This is a genomic window from Thioprofundum lithotrophicum (genome assembly GCF_055387065.1).
On record NZ_AP042379.1, the window covers coordinates 674,737 to 690,000 of the forward strand.

Here is a 15,264-nt window from a genome sequence, read left to right on the forward strand (position 1 = left end):
CCGCGGGGCCGGCCGGCCACCCGGTTCAGTCTTCGGTCTGTTCCAGCTCGATGTCGATGCCCAGGGAGCGGATTTCCTTCAGCAACACGTTGAAGGATTCGGGCATGCCCGGCTCCATGTGGTGATCGCCGTCCACGATGTTCTTGTACATCTTGGTCCGGCCGTTCACATCGTCCGACTTGACGGTGAGCATCTCCTGCAGGGTGTAGGCGGCGCCGTAGGCCTCCAGGGCCCAGACCTCCATCTCCCCGAAGCGCTGGCCGCCGAACTGGGCCTTGCCGCCCAGCGGCTGCTGGGTGACCAGGCTGTACGGGCCGGTGGACCGGGCGTGCATCTTGTCGTCGACCAGGTGGTTGAGCTTGAGCATGTACATGTAGCCCACGGTCACCGGCCGCTCGAAGGGCTCGCCGGTACGGCCGTCGATGAGGGTGGTCTGGCCCGAGGTGGGCAGATCCGCCAGCTCGAGAAGCTGCTTGATGTCTTCCTCGGTGATGCCGTCGAACACCGGGCTGGCCATGGGCACGCCCTTCTTCAGGTTGTGCGCCAGCTCCAGGATTTCCTCGTCGCTGAAGGACTTGAGATCCTCCTTCTGGCCGCCGGTCTTGTTGTAGACCGCTTCCAGGAAGCGGCGGATCTCGGCGATCTTCACCTGCTCGGCGCGCAGCATGGCCTCGATCTTCTTGCCCAGGCCGCGGGCGGCCCAGCCCAGGTGGGTCTCCAGCACCTGGCCCACGTTCATGCGCGAGGGCACGCCCAGGGGGTTGAGCACGATGTCCACCGGCTCGCCGTCCTCGGTGTGGGGCATGTCTTCCACCGGCACGATCATGGAGATCACGCCCTTGTTGCCGTGGCGGCCGGCCATCTTGTCACCCGGCTGGATGCGGCGCTTGACGGCCAGGTGCACCTTGACCATCTTCAGCACGCCCGGCGCCAGATCGTCGCCGGTGGTGAGCTTGGCCTTCTTCTCCTCGAACTTGGCGTCGAAGTCCTTGCGCAGCTGCTTGATCTGGGCGCCCATGGCCTCCAGCTGGGCGTTGGCCTCCTCGTTGCGCAGGCGGATCTCGAACCACTTCTCGCGCGGCAGATCGGCCAGGTAGCCCTTGGTGATCTTGCTGCCGGCCTTGAGCTTGTTGGGACCGCCCTCGGCCACCTTGCCCAGCAGCAGGGACTCGACACGCTGGTAGGCGTCGTCTTCCATGATCCGCCGCTGGTCGTCGAAGTCCTTGCGGATCCGCGCCAGTTCCGACTCCTCGATGGCCTTGGCCCGGGAATCCTTCTCCAGCCCGTCGCGGGTGAAGACCTGCACGTCGATCACGGTGCCGGCCATGCCCGAGGGCACGCGCAGGGAGGTGTCCTTCACGTCGGCGGCCTTCTCGCCGAAGATGGCGCGCAGCAGCTTCTCTTCGGGGGTAAGCTGGGTTTCACCCTTGGGCGTGACCTTGCCCACCAGGATGTCGCCCGGCTTGACCTCGGCGCCGATGTAGACGATGCCTGCCTCGTCGAGCTTGGCCAGGGCGGCCTCGCCCACGTTGGGAATGTCGCCGGTGATCTCCTCGGAGCCCTGCTTGGTGTCACGGGCCACGCAGGTCAGTTCCTCGATGTGGATGGTGGTGTAGCGGTCTTCCTGCACCACCCGCTCGGAAACCAGGATGGAGTCCTCGAAGTTGTAGCCGTTCCAGGGCATGAAGGCCACCAGCATGTTCTGGCCCAGGGCCAGCTCGCCCATGTCGGTGGAGGGACCGTCGGCCAGCACGTCGCCGCGGGCGATCTGATCCCCCGGCTTGACCAGCGGGCGCTGGTTGATGCAGGTGTTCTGGTTGGAACGGGTGTACTTGATCAGGTTGTAGATGTCCACGCCCGACTCGCCGGCGGTGGTCTCGTCGCCGTTGACCCGCACCACGATGCGCGCGGCATCCACCGAATCCACCACGCCGCCGCGGCGGGCCACCACGGTCACGCCCGAGTCCACGGCCACGGTGCGCTCGATGCCGGTGCCCACCAGGGGCTTGTCGGCGCGCAGGGTCGGGACCGCCTGGCGCTGCATGTTGGAGCCCATCAGGGCGCGGTTGGCGTCGTCGTGCTCGAGGAACGGAATCAGGGCCGCCGCCACCGAGACGATCTGCTTGGGCGAGACGTCGATGTAGTCGATGCGGTCCGGCGTGGCCATGGTGAACTCGTTCTGGTGCCGGCAGGGCACCAGCTCGTCGGTCAGTCGGCCGCGGCTGTCCACCGTGGCGTTGGCCTGGGCGATGACGAACTCGCTCTCGTCGATGGCCGACAGGTAGTGCACCTCGTCGGTGAGCTTGCCATTGACCACCTTGCGGTAGGGCGTCTCGAGGAAGCCGTATTCATTGGTCCGGGCATAGACCGCCAGCGAGTTGATGAGGCCGATGTTCGGCCCTTCCGGGGTTTCGATGGGGCACACCCGGCCGTAGTGGGTGGGGTGCACGTCGCGCACCTCGAAGCCGGCCCTCTCGCGGGTCAGGCCGCCCGGGCCCAGCGCCGAGATGCGCCGCTTGTGGGTCACTTCCGAGAGCGGGTTGTTCTGATCCATGAACTGGGAGAGCTGGCTGGAGCCGAAGAACTCCTTGATCGCCGCCGACACCGGCTTGGCGTTGATCATCTCCTGGGGCATCAGGTTCTCCGATTCGGCCAGGCTCAGACGCTCCTTGACCGCCCGCTCCACGCGCACCAGCCCCACGCGGAACTGGTTCTCGGCCATCTCGCCCACGGAGCGGATGCGGCGGTTGCCCAGGTGATCGATGTCGTCCACCTGGCCCCGGCCGTCGCGGATGTCGATCAGGGTCTTGATGACATCGAGGATGTCCTCCTCGGAGAGGGTGCCCGGGCCCTCGATTTCCTTGCGCCCCACCCGGCGGTTGAACTTCATGCGGCCCACGGCCGAGAGGTCGTAGCGCTCGGGGGTGAAGAACAGGTTCTTGAACAGGTTCTCGGCGGCCTCCTTGGTGGGCGGCTCGCCGGGGCGCATCATGCGGTAGATCTCCACCTGGGCCTCGAGCTGGGTGGTGGTGGGATCGATGCGCAGGGTGTTGGAGATGTAGGGGCCGTGATCCAGATCGTTGGTGAAGAGGGTCTGGAATTCCTCGATGCCGGCCTGCTTGATCTGTTCGATCAGCTCTTCGGTGATCTCGTCGTTGGCGCGGGCGATGATCTCGCCGGTCTGGGGGTTGACCAGATCGTGGGCCAGCACCTTGCCCACCAGGTACTCGTCCGGCACCTGCAGGGCCTTGACGTTGGCCTTCTCCAGTTCGCGGATGTGGCGGGCGGTGATCCGCCGGCCCTCTTCCACGATGACCTTGTTCTTGATCTTGATGTCGAAGGTGGCGGTTTCGCCGCGCAGCCGCTCGGGCACCAGATCCAGGGTGAAGCCGTCCTGGGTCAGGCGGAAGGTGTTCTTCTCGAAGAACATGTCCAGCATCTCCTGGGTGCCATAGCCCATGGCCCGCAGGAGAATGGTCACCGGCAGCTTGCGGCGCCGGTCGATGCGCGTGAACAGGCAGTCCTTGGGATCGAACTCGAAGTCCAGCCAGGAACCACGGTAGGGGATGATCCGGGCATTGAACAGCAGCTTGCCCGAAGAGTGGGTCTTGCCCTTGTCGTGATCGAAGAACACGCCGGGCGAACGGTGCAGCTGGCTGACGATGACCCGCTCGGTGCCGTTGATGACGAAGGTGCCGTTCTCGGTCATGAGCGGAATCTCGCCCATGTACACTTCCTGCTCGCGGATGTCCTTGACGGTCGGCTCCTTGGCTTCCTTGTCATAGATGACCAGGCGAACCTTGACCCGCAGGGGCGCGGAGTAGGTCACCCCGCGCATCTGGCATTCCTTCACGTCGAAGGCCGGCGTGCCCAGACGGTAGCTCACGTATTCGAGCGCGGCGTTGCCCGAATAGCTGACGATGGGAAACACGGACTTGAAGGCGGCGTGCAGTCCCTTGTTCTTGCGCTGCGCCTCGGGCACCCCTTCCTGCAGGAAGTCCCGGTAGGACTCGATCTGGGTTGCGAGCAGGTAGGGAACCTCGAGAATGCTGGCCCTGCGGCCGAAATTCTTGCGGATCCGTTTCTTTTCAGTGAAGGAGTATGCCATTGGACACCTTGCGAATCGCCGTTGAAATTGGGTAGTTCAGGTTCGTTGCCGCGCGCGCAACAACGAATGCACAGCGGGCCGGTGCCCCCCTGCGGGTGCACCGGCCGGCCGTGCGGGCAGAAATCTCTGTCGCCGGACACCCGGAACCCGGGCCCCGCAGGGCCCGGCGAACCGGACTGTCGCCAAAGCGTCTGGCAAGATTACTTGAGCTCGACGGATGCGCCAGCCTCTTCCAGTTGCTTCTTGACTTCTTCGGCTTCGTCCTTGGAAACGCCTTCCTTGATGGTCGACGGCGTGCCTTCCACCATTTCCTTCGCTTCCTTCAGACCCAGGCCGGTGATGGCGCGAACGGCCTTGATCACGGCCACCTTGTTGTCGCCGAAACCGGTCAGGACCACGTCGAACTCGTCCTTCTCGGCAGCGGCTTCGCCACCGGCCGCGCCGGCAGCCGCCGGCGCGGCGGCCACGGCAGCCGCGGCGGTCACGCCGAACTTCTCTTCCATCGCCTCGATCAGCTCGACCACTTCCATCACGGTCATGTTGCTGATCGTTTCCAGAATGTCTTCTTTGCTTACAGCCATTGTCTTTCTCCTGATATCGTTGAAAATCGGTTAAGCGGCCTCTTTGGCATCGCGCACGGCGGCCACGGTCCGAACCAGTTTGCCAGGCACCTCGTTGAGGGTCCGCGCCAGCTTGGCGACCGGCGCCTGCATGACCGACATGAGCATGCTGATCGCCTGCTCCTTGGTCGGCAGGCTGGCGAGCCGATCCAGTTCGCTGGCCGGCAGCAGTTGCCCGCTGACCGACAGCGCCTTGATCACCAGCTTGTCGTTGTCCTTGGCAAAGTCCTTGAGCACGCGAGCCGCTGCGCCCGGGTCTTCCTGGGAAAACGCGATCAGCAGCGGGCCCACGAGGGTCTCGCTCAGGCACGCATAGTCCGTCCCTTCAAGCGCCCGACGGGCCAGGGTGTTCTTCACCACACGCAGATAGACCCCGCCCTCACGGGCCTTGGCCCGCAGTTCGGTCATCTCGTTGGCGCCGAGACCCAGGTACTCCGCCGTGACGGCGGAATAGGCGCTCTTGGCAACGTCGGCGACTTCAGCAACGATGGCCTGTTTTTCTGCAAAACTCAGTGCCACGTGAACTCACCTCTTGCGTTTGACGACTCCCGTAGCGGCGAATCGTCGTGAACGGAAGCGGAATCGGAATTCCGCCAGTTGTTGCAGTGATACCAGAGCAGACAAGGCTGTTCCGGGCTCACCATCTGCGCAGGCCGGAACCGGGGTTCCATTAAGCCGCCGGGTGGCGGCACCTGCGGTCTTTGACGGACGTTGCCCGCGCGGGCAACGGCCCCAAAGTTCGTCGCCGCCCGCCGTAGCGGGCGGCCGGATGCGTCAGATCCCGAGCGACGCCTGGTCGACCGGAATCCCCGGGCCCATGGTGGTGGACACGGAAATCTTCTTCATGTACTGGCCCTTGGCCGCCGCCGGCTTGGCCTTCTTCAGATCCGCCAGCAGGGCTTCCAGGTTTTCCCTGAGCTTGTCGGTATCGAACTCCACGTTGCCGATCCGGGCGTGGATGATGCCGGCCTTGTCGGTACGGTAGCGCACCTGGCCTGCCTTGGCGTTCTTCACCGCCGTCTCCACGTCGGGCGTGACGGTACCGACCTTGGGGTTGGGCATCAGGCCGCGCGGGCCGAGGATCTGGCCGAGCTGGCCGACCACCCGCATGGCGTCCGGCGTGGCGATGACCACGTCGAAGTCCAGGTTGCCCTTCTTGATTTCCTCGGCCAGGTCTTCGAAGCCGACGATGTCGGCGCCGGCGGCCCTGGCCTTCTCGGCATTTTCGCCCTGGGCGAAGACCGCCACCCGCACGTTCTTGCCGGTGCCGTGCGGCAGCACGGTGGAACCGCGGACCACCTGATCCGACTTGCGGGGATCCACGCCCAGGTTCACGGCCACGTCCACCGACTCGGTGAACTTGGCATGGGGGATCTCCTTGAGGAGCTGCAGGGCCTCGTCGATGGCGTAGAACTTGCCCGGCTCCAGCTTCTCGCGGATGGCTTTCATGCGCTTGCTCAACTTGGCCATTTACACGCCCTCCGTCTCGATGCCCATGCTGCGCGCGCTGCCGGCGATGGTGCGCACGGCGGCGTCCATGTCGGCGGCGGTGAGATCGGGCTCCTTGAGCTTGGCGATCTCCTCGAGCTGTTCGCGGGTCACCTTGCCGACCTTGTCACGGTTGGGCACGCCCGAGCCCTTCTGGATGCCGGCCGCCTTCTTCAGCAGCACGGAAGCCGGGGGGGTCTTCATGATGAAGGTGAAGCTGCGGTCGTTGTAGACGGTGATCACCACCGGCACCGGCATGCCCTTCTCGATGTTCTGCGTCTGGGCATTGAAGGCCTTGCAGAACTCCATGATGTTCACGCCATGCTGACCGAGCGCCGGGCCCACGGGCGGCGAGGGATTGGCCTCCTGCGCCGGCACCTGCAGCTTGATGTATGCTTCGATTTTCTTTGCCATGCTTTACTCCTGATGGGTACGAACGCCTTGCGGCTCCCCTGTTTTGAGTGACGAGTGACGAGTGACAAGTGACGAGGAAAGGCGGCGCCGCAGGCGCCAACCAACCCCTCGCTCCTCGTCACTCGGCCCTGTTGAAAAGGCGTGACGCGTTCGCGTCACGCCTTTTCAACCTGGCTGAACTCCAGCTCCACCGGCGTGGAACGGCCGAAAATGGACACTTCCACGCGCAGGCGGTTCTTGTCGTAGTCGACTTCCTCGACCACGCCGTTGAAATCGTTGAACGGGCCTTCGTTGATGCGCACCACCTCGCCCGGCTCGAACAGGACCTTCGGGCGCGGCTTTTCGGCGCCTTCCTGCACCCGGTTGAGGATGGCCTCGGCCTCGGCGTCGGAGATGGGGGCCGGCTTGTCGCTGCGACCGCCGATGAAACCCATGACCCGCGGCGTCTCCTTGACCAGGTGCCAGGTGTCGTCGTTCATCTCCATCTGCACCAGCACGTAGCCGGGGAAGAACTTGCGCTCGCTCTTGCGCTTCTGACCATCGCGCATCTCCACCACTTCCTCGGTGGGGACCAGGATTTCGCCGAACTGGTCTTCCATGCCCTTGAGCTTGATGCGCTCCTCCAGGGCCCGCTTGACGTGGGATTCGAAGCCCGAATAGGCATGCACGACATACCAGCGTTTGGCCATGGTCTCAGCCTCCCAGTCCGAGGAGCAGGCGAACTGCCCAGTTCATCAACAGATCGAACAGCCACAGCATCAGGCCGACGATGACCACCATGGCCATCACCAGCAGGGTGGTCTGCACCGTTTCCTGACGGGTCGGCCACACGGCCTTGCGCACTTCCAGGATCGCCGAGCGGCCGAACTCCCAGGCCGCCTTGCCGGGACTCGACTGCAGCGCAATCACGGTGGCAACGCCGAGCACGGCCAGCAGACCCAGCACCCGGTAGAGCTGGGGCTGATCGGCGAACTGATAGAAACCGCCAATGCCGGCCACCACCAGCAACCCGGCCACCAGGAGTATGAGTTTGTCTGCCATCTGCCCTTGCTACGTCGCTGTTCGCTTCACCGCCACGCGGTGAAAAATGGCAGGCCAGGAGGGAATCGAACCCCCAACCTGCGGTTTTGGAGACCGCTGCTCTGCCAATTGAGCTACTGGCCTAAAAACAGGGACGAGGGACGAGGGACGAGGGACGAGGAAAGCCGGATGCATCGCAACGCATCCGGCCAATTTCCTCGTCCCTCGTCCCTCGTGCCTCGGTCCTGGGTTTATTCGATGATCTTGGAGACCACGCCGGCGCCGACGGTGCGGCCGCCCTCGCGGATGGCGAAGCGCAGGCCTTCCTCCATGGCGATCGGGGCGATCAGGCTCACGGTCATCTGCACGTTGTCGCCCGGCATCACCATCTCCACCCCTTCCGGCAGGTCACAGGAGCCGGTCACGTCCGTGGTCCGGAAGTAGAACTGCGGACGGTAGCCGTTGAAGAACGGGGTGTGACGCCCGCCTTCGTCCTTGCTCAGCACGTACACTTCGCACTCGAACTTGGTGTGCGGGGTGATCGAGCCGGGCTTGGCCAGCACCTGGCCGCGCTCCACTTCGTCACGCTTGGTGCCGCGCAGCAGCACGCCCACGTTGTCGCCGGCCTGACCTTCGTCCAGCAGCTTGCGGAACATTTCCACCCCGGTCACGGTGGTGCTCTGGGTCGGGCGGATGCCGACGATTTCCACTTCGTCGCCCACCTTGACGATGCCGCGCTCGATACGCCCGGTCACCACGGTGCCGCGACCGGAAATCGAGAACACGTCTTCCACCGGCATCAGGAAGTCGCCGTCAATCGCGCGCTCCGGCTCGGGGATGTATTCGTCCATCGCCGCCACCAGCTTCTCGATGCTCGGCACGCCGATGTCGGAGGTGTCGCCTTCCAGGGCCTTGAGGGCCGAGCCGATGACCACGGGGGTGTCGTCGCCCGGGAAGTCGTAGCTGTCCAGCAGCTCACGCACTTCCATCTCCACCAGCTCCAGCAGCTCTTCGTCGTCGACCATGTCGGCCTTGTTCAGGTACACGACGATGTACGGCACGCCCACCTGGCGCGACAGCAGGATGTGCTCCCGCGTCTGCGGCATGGGGCCGTCCGCGGCAGAGACCACCAGGATGGCGCCGTCCATCTGCGCGGCGCCGGTGATCATGTTCTTCACGTAGTCGGCGTGCCCGGGGCAGTCCACGTGCGCGTAGTGACGCTTCTCCGACTCGTATTCCACGTGCGCCGTGGCAATCGTGATCCCGCGCGCCTTCTCTTCCGGCGCCGAGTCGATCTGGTCATACGCCTTGGCTTCGCCGCCGAACTTCTCGCCCATCACCTTCGTGATCGCCGCCGTCAGCGTCGTCTTGCCATGGTCCACGTGACCAATCGTGCCAACGTTCACGTGAGGTTTCGTACGTTCAAATTTTTCCTTGGACACCGCCGGGCCTCCTTCGAGTCGTGTGGTTTATACCAAATATATATCTACTGCAAAATATGGAGCCCATACCCAGAATTGAACTGGGGACCTCTCCCTTACCAAGGGAGTGCTCTACCGCTGAGCTATATGGGCCTGTTCAGTTGCGAGGGCCGAGGGACGAGGAAAACCGCTTTTCCCTCGGCCCTCGTCACTCGGCCCTCTTGTGTCTGGAGCGGGTGATGGGAATCGAACCCACGTCATCAGCTTGGAAGGCTGAGGTTCTACCATTGAACTACACCCGCAGCGAACCGTGGCGAGGGACGAGGGCCGAGGGACGAGGCCCTTCGACCAGCGCCGGAACATCTGCGAGCGTTCGTCTGTTCCTGTAATCCCATCAGGAGAAGCCACCCTGCTTCTCCGCAGAAAACCTCGTACCTCGGCCCTCGTCACTCGTGCCTGTATTTGGTGGAGGGGGGAGGATTCGAACCTCCGAAGGCGGAGCCGTCAGATTTACAGTCTGATCCCTTTGGCCACTCGGGAACCCCTCCGCGCGAACGAAGCTGCGTATTTTCGTCGAGCGGTCACCTGCTGTCAACCGTCTGGTGGCCGGAAATGCCTGATTCTGGTGGCTTCCTGGCCCCGCGGCGGTCCGCAGATCAAAAAAACCCGGAACCGATACCTGCGTTCCGGGCGCGTTGTGGTGCCGGCACGAGGAGTCGAACCCCGGACCTACTGATTACAAGTCAGTTGCTCTACCAGCTGAGCTATACCGGCCGTGTCCCGGTCGCGCCGGGACGCGCATTCTATCCAACTGCCGTGAGCCTGTGCAATCCCGTCAGCCGGTCATCAGGAGGAGACGGCACAGGGCCGGGGAACGATCCGGGCCTCGGCGCGGATCCGCCGGAGGGTCTCCAGGGCGGATGGCGGCGGCTTGCCGGCGCTGGCGGGCCATTCGAGCCAGTACTCCCGCTTCGCCAGTTCCACCTTCTCGAACACCGGCTTGAAGCCCAGTTTCTGCATCTGCTTGATCCGGCGATGGGCCGATTCGAACTTGGAGAACACCCCCAGGGAGATGGCATTGGCCTTCTCGCCGGTGGGGACCAGGAAATAGTCGCTGATCTGCAGTTGCTTGAGTCTGGCCAGGGTCTCGCGGGCCTCGGCGCGCGAGATCGCCGGTGGCAGCAACACCCAGTAGGCCTTGCGCCGGGCCTCCCGGCTGATCCGCTGACGGGCTTCGATGCCGTGCGCCTTGAGCGCCGCCGCCGCCAGACTGGCCTGCTTGACGGTCGTGAACGGTCCAAGATCCAGACACCGCCCCGCGGCCGCCGGCGCGGCGGCCTGCTCGCGCGCCTCCTCGAGCAAAACCAGAGACAGGGCCGCCTCCGCATCCCCCGGCCCGCCGGGCGCGGCCGTGAGCATCGCCGGCCGGAAATGCCAGAAAAAGACGCCGATGTTGGCCAGCAGCAGCAGGTAGATCAGCCATTTCATGATGTTGCGGGATCCTCTCGGGCAATCCGGGACAGGCCCTGCAGGACCAGCGCCGGTTCCGTGGCATGCGGAATCTGCAGATGGGGAGACAGCAGCGCCCCGTCGCCCCCGGTGAGCAGGCATTGTACCGCTTCGCCGTGCTGGCGTTCGAACTGCGCCACCACCGACTCGATGCAGGCACAGGCCGCCTCCAGCGCTCCGTTGACCAGTCCCGAGGCGGTATCCCGTCCCGGCGTGCGCTTGGGCTCGGGCAAATCGGCCACGCGGATCGCCGTGCGCGCGCAGACGTCTTCGAAGAGGGCGCGCAAGCCGGGCAGGATGTAGCCACCCTGATGCTGCCCCTGCCCATCGAGCAGATCGAGGGTGATGGCGGTGCCGGCATCCACCACGCACAGGAGGCCGGCGCAGCGGTGGCGGGCCGCGACCAGCGCGGCCCACCGATCACTGCCCAGGCGATCGGGATGCGCATAGCCGTTCACGATCCCCCAGCCCCGGGCAGGCGCCGCAACCCGCTCCAGCGCCAGCCCCAGCGCCTCACCCGCCCACGCCTCGAGCGCGGCGCAGACGGCGTCGGCGGCCACGCAACTGGCGACCACCCGTTGCGGCGCCGCGTCCGCGGGCAGCGTCTCCAGTTCTGCCAGTGCGAGCCGGCCGCCATGGCGAAACCCGCCCCCGGCGAGGAAGGTGCCCTCCTCGTCCAGCGCCCACTTGAGGCGCGTGTTGCCCACATCCAGCAGCAGGATCCGTTCAGCCATCGAGCGGCCTCAGTCGCACGTCGCCCGCATGGCAGGCCAGCAGCCCCTCCCCCGTCTCCAGCAACAGCGCCCCCTGGGCATCGATGCCCCGGGCGATGCCCCGCAGGCGCCGCTCGCCCGTTTGCAATTCGACCGGTCGCCCCTGGAGCAGATCGGCGGCCTGCCAGTCGTCCCGGCAGGCCGCCAGGCCCTGCTGCTGGTGTCCCTCCAGCGCCGGCAGCAGGGTATCGAGCAGCGTTGCCGTGACCCGGTTGCGATCCGGGGCCGTCCCCAGGATGCCGGCCAGATCGATCCAGGGCTGATCGATGTCCACGGAAACGAGCCGGGACATGGCGACGTTGAGACCGACGCCGATCACCACCTGCCATGGCCCTTCGGCCTCACTGCGCATCTCGATCAGGATCCCGGCCAGTTTGCGCTCCTGCCACCAGAGATCGTTCGGCCACTTGATGCCATGCCCGCGTACCCCAAGCGCCGACAGCGCCCGCCACAGGGCCACGGCGACGGCCAGACTGAGCCCGTTGAGATCGGTGCCCGGCGGAAACACCCAGCCGAGGCTGAAATAGAGATTGGCCGCGGGCGGGGAATGCCACTGGCGGCCCAGGCGGCCCCGTCCGGCAATCTGCTGTTCGGCGAGCAGCAGATGGCCATGGATGTCCTCCTGCTGGGCGCGTTGCAGCAGCTGCCGGTTGGTGGAGTCGACCGACCAGCGTACCGTGACGTCCCGCAGACGGCCCCGGCAGGGCGCATTGAGGCGGGCGCGGATCCGTTGCGGATCGAGCAGGGGGACGGGGCTGGCAAGACGGTAACCGCGGCCGCGGATGGCCTGGATCCGCAGCCCCCAGTGGTTGCGGAGGCTGGCCACGATCTTCCAGACGGCAGCCCGGGAGAGACCGAGAGTGGTGCCCAGGGTCTGTCCGGAGTGTAAGCGACCGTCTGCCAAGATCTGCAGAACCGCGTGGCGATTGTCCAGCATCGTGTCGCGAAAGTCAGTGATCTTCCCGGATCCGTACGGCATGGATGTCGCAGGGCGTGCCGTGCAGGACGGCGTTGGCGGTGGAGCCGAGCAGCAGCTTGACACCATGCCGGCCATGGGTGCCGATGACGATCAGATCGACGTCGTTGTTTCGGGCGTATTCGAGGATCGTGCCCTTGACCGGCCCCAGTTCCACTGCCCGTTGGGCATCGAGCCCGTATTCCCTGGCGATCTGTTCGAGAAAGTCGCGGCCCCGCTGCAGCAGCGGTTCGTCGATTTCCACCGGCAAGGGGCCGATGAGGTCGTAGCTGGTGTCGATGATGACCGGTTCCACCACGTGCAAGAGGCTCAGGCGCGCCTGGTAGCGCCGGGCCAGATCCTGCCCGCGATCGAGCACCTGCCGCGCTTCGTCGGAAACATCGAGGGGAACGAGAATGTGCTGGTAGGCGGTTGCCATCACCAAACCTCGGGCTGGGTATCCGTTTGACAGGCTGTTGAAAACACCGTTTTTCGACAGCCTGTGTGCGATGCTTCGGAGGCATCGCCATTTTCAATGACGTCAAGTCATTGAATATGCAAGGGAAGGGAAACCGCGTTTTCCTTTCCCGGGTGGAAAGAGCCCATGGATGGGCTTTTTCAACAGCCTGTTAAGTTTGGCACAAACGCCCGGGGAGTTCGACTGTTTGGTTGGCTGGTGAGATAGCCGAAATGGGCATTCCATATCTCAGACCGGTGTGCGTCGCGTGCACGGAGCCCTGCGGTGTTGGAATTTGCCACGTGATCGCCTGATTCGCGGGCAATAAAAAACCCCGCAGGGGGAACCTGCGGGGTTTGGGAATTAAAGCCTGGCGGTGACCTACTTTCACATGGGGAAACCCCACACTATCATCGGCGCTGAGCAGTTTCACTTCCGAGTTCGGGATGGGATCGGGTGGTACCCGCTCGCCATGGCCGCCAGGCAAACTGGTAAGGGCCGTCGACTTGCGTCGCCGTCCCCAATTCGATGATGAAGGGTTCGTCAGTGCACGTTGTTGACAACCGCACCCAGAACATTTGGGTGTTATATGGTCAAGCCTCACGGGCAATTAGTACTGGTTAGCTTCACGCATTGCTGCGCTTCCACACCCAGCCTATCAACCTTGTGGTCTACAAGGGCCCTTCAGGGATCTCGAGGATCCAGTGAGACCTCATCTTGGGGGGGGCTTCCCGCTTAGATGCTTTCAGCGGTTATCCCGTCCGTTCATAGCTACCCGGCAGTGCCACTGGCGTGACAACCGGAACACCAGAGGAACGTCCACTCCGGTCCTCTCGTACTAGGAGCAGCTCCCCTCAAGTCTCAAACGCCCACGGCAGATAGGGACCGAACTGTCTCACGACGTTCTAAACCCAGCTCGCGTACCACTTTAAATGGCGAACAGCCATACCCTTGGGACCGGCTACAGCCCCAGGATGTGATGAGCCGACATCGAGGTGCCAAACTCCGCCGTCGATGTGAACTCTTGGGCGGAATCAGCCTGTTATCCCCGGAGTACCTTTTATCCGTTGAGCGATGGCCCTTCCATGCAGAGCCACCGGATCACTAAGACCTGGTTTCCCACCTGCTCGACATGTCTGTCTCGCAGTCAAGCACCCTTATGCCTTTGCACTCAATGCGCGATGTCCGACCGCGCTGAGGGTACCTTCGCGCTCCTCCGTTACTCTTTGGGAGGAGACCGCCCCAGTCAAACTACCCACCACACACTGTCCCCGACCCGGATGACGGGCCTGGGTTAGAACCTCAAACATACCAGGCTGGTATTTCAAGGACGGCTCCACCGGAACTGGCGTCCCGGCTTCAAAGCCTCCCAGCTATCCTACACAGGCATGCTCAAAGTTCAGTGTGAAGCTGTAGTAAAGGTTCACGGGGTCTTTCCGTCTTGCCGCGGGTACGCTGCATCTTAACAGCGAGTTCAATTTCACTGAGTCTCGGGTGGAGACAGCGTGGCCATCGTTACGCCATTCGTGCAGGTCGGAACTTACCCGACAAGGAATTTCGCTACCTTAGGACCGTTATAGTTACGGCCGCCGTTTACCGGGGCTTCGATCACGAGCTTCGCCCGAGGGCTAACCCGATCAATTAACCTTCCGGCACCGGGCAGGCGTCACACCCTATACGTCCTCTTTCGAGTTTGCAGAGTGCTATGTTTTTAGTAAACAGTCGCAGCCACCTGGTCACTGCAACCCCCTTCCGCTCCGGCCGCGAGGGCCTTCACGTACACAGGGGCACACCTTCTCCCGAAGTTACGGTGCTATTTTGCCTAGTTCCTTCACCCGAGTTCTCTCAAGCGCCTTGGGATTCTCTCCCCGCCCACGTGTGTCCGTTTGGAGTACGGTCCCGTATCATCTGAAGCTTAGAGGCTTTTCTTGGAAGCATGGCATCAACCACTTCTCGCCACATGGGCGATGGTCTCGTGTCTCGGCGTTAAGAGGACCCGGATTTGCCTAAGTCCTCCGCCTACGCACTTTCCCCGGGTATACCAACACCCGGTAGGCCTAGCCTTCTCCGTCCCCCCATCGCAATGATACGAGGTACAGGAATATTAACCTGTTTCCCATCGACTACGCATTTCTGCCTCGCCTTAGGGGCCGACTAACCCTGCGCCGATTAGCGTTGCGCAGGAAACCTTGGGCTTTCGGCGAGGGGGTTTTTCACCCCCTTTATCGTTACTCATGTCAGCATTCGCACTTCTGATACCTCCAGCATGCCTCACAGCACACCTTCGCAGGCTTACAGAACGCTCCTCTACCATGCAAGCAAGCTTGCATCCGCAGCTTCGGTACACAGCTTGAGCCCCGTTGAATCTTCCGCGCAGGCCGACTCGACCAGTGAGCTATTACGCTTTCTTTAAAGGGTGGCTGCTTCTAAGCCAACCTCCTGGCTGTCTGTGCCTTCCCACATCGTTTCCCACTGAGCTGTGATTTTGGGACCTTAGCT

At 63.7% G+C, this 15,264-nt stretch carries 12 protein-coding genes, 5 tRNA genes and 2 rRNA genes (1 of these 19 only partly in view); all 19 read right to left on the reverse strand.

What is annotated here, in order from left to right; all coding sequences use genetic code 11:
* Window positions 1-25 precede the first annotated feature (25 nt).
* Window positions 26-4,108, reverse strand: coding sequence for a DNA-directed RNA polymerase subunit beta (gene rpoB, locus ACZ5BH_RS03185; RefSeq protein WP_464890477.1), 4,083 nt, complete (start codon window positions 4,106-4,108; stop codon window positions 26-28).
* A 200-nt stretch (window positions 4,109-4,308) separates the two neighbouring features.
* On the reverse strand, window positions 4,309-4,689 hold the full coding sequence (gene rplL, locus ACZ5BH_RS03190; RefSeq protein ID WP_464890478.1) for a 50S ribosomal protein L7/L12: 381 nt from the start codon (window positions 4,687-4,689) through the stop codon (window positions 4,309-4,311).
* A gap of 30 nt (window positions 4,690-4,719) precedes the next feature.
* On the reverse strand, window positions 4,720-5,247 hold the full coding sequence (gene rplJ / locus ACZ5BH_RS03195) for a 50S ribosomal protein L10 (RefSeq protein WP_464890479.1): 528 nt from the start codon (window positions 5,245-5,247) through the stop codon (window positions 4,720-4,722).
* A 255-nt stretch (window positions 5,248-5,502) separates the two neighbouring features.
* Window positions 5,503-6,198 (reverse strand): 50S ribosomal protein L1, encoded by a 696-nt coding sequence (rplA, locus tag ACZ5BH_RS03200; protein ID WP_464890480.1) that lies wholly within the window; start codon window positions 6,196-6,198, stop codon window positions 5,503-5,505.
* Window positions 6,199-6,630, reverse strand: coding sequence for a 50S ribosomal protein L11 (gene rplK / locus ACZ5BH_RS03205; protein WP_464890481.1), 432 nt, complete (start codon window positions 6,628-6,630; stop codon window positions 6,199-6,201).
* Window positions 6,631-6,785: 155 nt separating this feature from the next.
* Complete coding sequence (gene nusG, locus ACZ5BH_RS03210; RefSeq protein WP_464890482.1) at window positions 6,786-7,319, reverse strand: transcription termination/antitermination protein NusG; 534 nt, start codon at window positions 7,317-7,319, stop codon at window positions 6,786-6,788.
* 4 nt (window positions 7,320-7,323) lie between these two features.
* Entirely contained in the window at window positions 7,324-7,671 is a 348-nt protein-coding gene (secE, locus tag ACZ5BH_RS03215) for a preprotein translocase subunit SecE (protein WP_464890483.1), read from the reverse strand.
* A gap of 47 nt (window positions 7,672-7,718) precedes the next feature.
* Window positions 7,719-7,794, reverse strand: a tRNA-Trp gene (locus ACZ5BH_RS03220).
* Window positions 7,795-7,901: 107 nt separating this feature from the next.
* The gene (gene tuf / locus ACZ5BH_RS03225) at window positions 7,902-9,092 is read right to left on the reverse strand and encodes an elongation factor Tu (protein WP_464890472.1); all 1,191 of its coding nucleotides are present in this window, start codon (window positions 9,090-9,092) and stop codon (window positions 7,902-7,904) included.
* Window positions 9,093-9,149: 57 nt separating this feature from the next.
* Window positions 9,150-9,224, reverse strand: a tRNA-Thr gene (locus tag ACZ5BH_RS03230).
* 75 nt (window positions 9,225-9,299) lie between these two features.
* Window positions 9,300-9,373 (reverse strand) — tRNA-Gly (locus tag ACZ5BH_RS03235).
* A 161-nt stretch (window positions 9,374-9,534) separates the two neighbouring features.
* A tRNA-Tyr gene (locus ACZ5BH_RS03240) sits at window positions 9,535-9,619 on the reverse strand.
* Between the two features lie 150 nt (window positions 9,620-9,769).
* Window positions 9,770-9,845 (reverse strand) — tRNA-Thr (locus tag ACZ5BH_RS03245).
* Window positions 9,846-9,917: 72 nt separating this feature from the next.
* Window positions 9,918-10,559 carry an SPOR domain-containing protein gene (locus ACZ5BH_RS03250; RefSeq protein ID WP_464890484.1) on the reverse strand — a complete coding sequence of 214 codons (642 nt, stop codon included), beginning with the start codon at window positions 10,557-10,559 and terminating at the stop codon, window positions 9,918-9,920.
* Entirely contained in the window at window positions 10,556-11,314 is a 759-nt protein-coding gene (locus tag ACZ5BH_RS03255; RefSeq protein ID WP_464890485.1) for a type III pantothenate kinase, read from the reverse strand. The genes ACZ5BH_RS03250 and ACZ5BH_RS03255 overlap by 4 nt, the downstream gene beginning before the upstream one ends.
* A complete protein-coding gene (gene birA / locus ACZ5BH_RS03260; RefSeq protein WP_464890486.1) occupies window positions 11,307-12,407 on the reverse strand; it encodes a bifunctional biotin--[acetyl-CoA-carboxylase] ligase/biotin operon repressor BirA in 1,101 nt (366 codons plus the stop codon). Before birA ends, ACZ5BH_RS03255 begins: the two co-directional genes overlap by 8 nt.
* Complete coding sequence (locus ACZ5BH_RS03265; RefSeq protein WP_464890487.1) at window positions 12,304-12,747, reverse strand: universal stress protein; 444 nt, start codon at window positions 12,745-12,747, stop codon at window positions 12,304-12,306. The genes birA and ACZ5BH_RS03265 overlap by 104 nt, the downstream gene beginning before the upstream one ends.
* A 386-nt stretch (window positions 12,748-13,133) precedes the next feature.
* Window positions 13,134-13,249: ribosomal RNA gene (rrf, locus tag ACZ5BH_RS03270) — 5S ribosomal RNA — on the reverse strand.
* Between the two features lie 105 nt (window positions 13,250-13,354).
* A 23S ribosomal RNA gene (locus ACZ5BH_RS03275) occupies window positions 13,355-15,264 on the reverse strand (it continues 982 nt past the right edge of the window).

Coding starts and splice junctions, on each gene's coding strand:
- rpoB (WP_464890477.1), bottom strand. CDS start 4,108: ATGGCATACTCCTTCACTGAAAAGAAACGGATCCGCAAGAATTTCGGC.
- rplL (WP_464890478.1), bottom strand. CDS start 4,689: ATGGCTGTAAGCAAAGAAGACATTCTGGAAACGATCAGCAACATGACC.
- rplA (WP_464890480.1), bottom strand. CDS start 6,198: ATGGCCAAGTTGAGCAAGCGCATGAAAGCCATCCGCGAGAAGCTGGAG.
- rplK (WP_464890481.1), bottom strand. CDS start 6,630: ATGGCAAAGAAAATCGAAGCATACATCAAGCTGCAGGTGCCGGCGCAG.
- nusG (WP_464890482.1), bottom strand. CDS start 7,319: ATGGCCAAACGCTGGTATGTCGTGCATGCCTATTCGGGCTTCGAATCC.
- secE (WP_464890483.1), bottom strand. CDS start 7,671: ATGGCAGACAAACTCATACTCCTGGTGGCCGGGTTGCTGGTGGTGGCC.
- ACZ5BH_RS03250 (WP_464890484.1), bottom strand. CDS start 10,559: ATGAAATGGCTGATCTACCTGCTGCTGCTGGCCAACATCGGCGTCTTT.
- ACZ5BH_RS03255 (WP_464890485.1), bottom strand. CDS start 11,314: ATGGCTGAACGGATCCTGCTGCTGGATGTGGGCAACACGCGCCTCAAG.
- birA (WP_464890486.1), bottom strand. CDS start 12,407: ATGGCCGGCATGGTGTCAAGCTGCTGCTCGGCTCCACCGCCAACGCCG.
- ACZ5BH_RS03265 (WP_464890487.1), bottom strand. CDS start 12,747: ATGGCAACCGCCTACCAGCACATTCTCGTTCCCCTCGATGTTTCCGAC.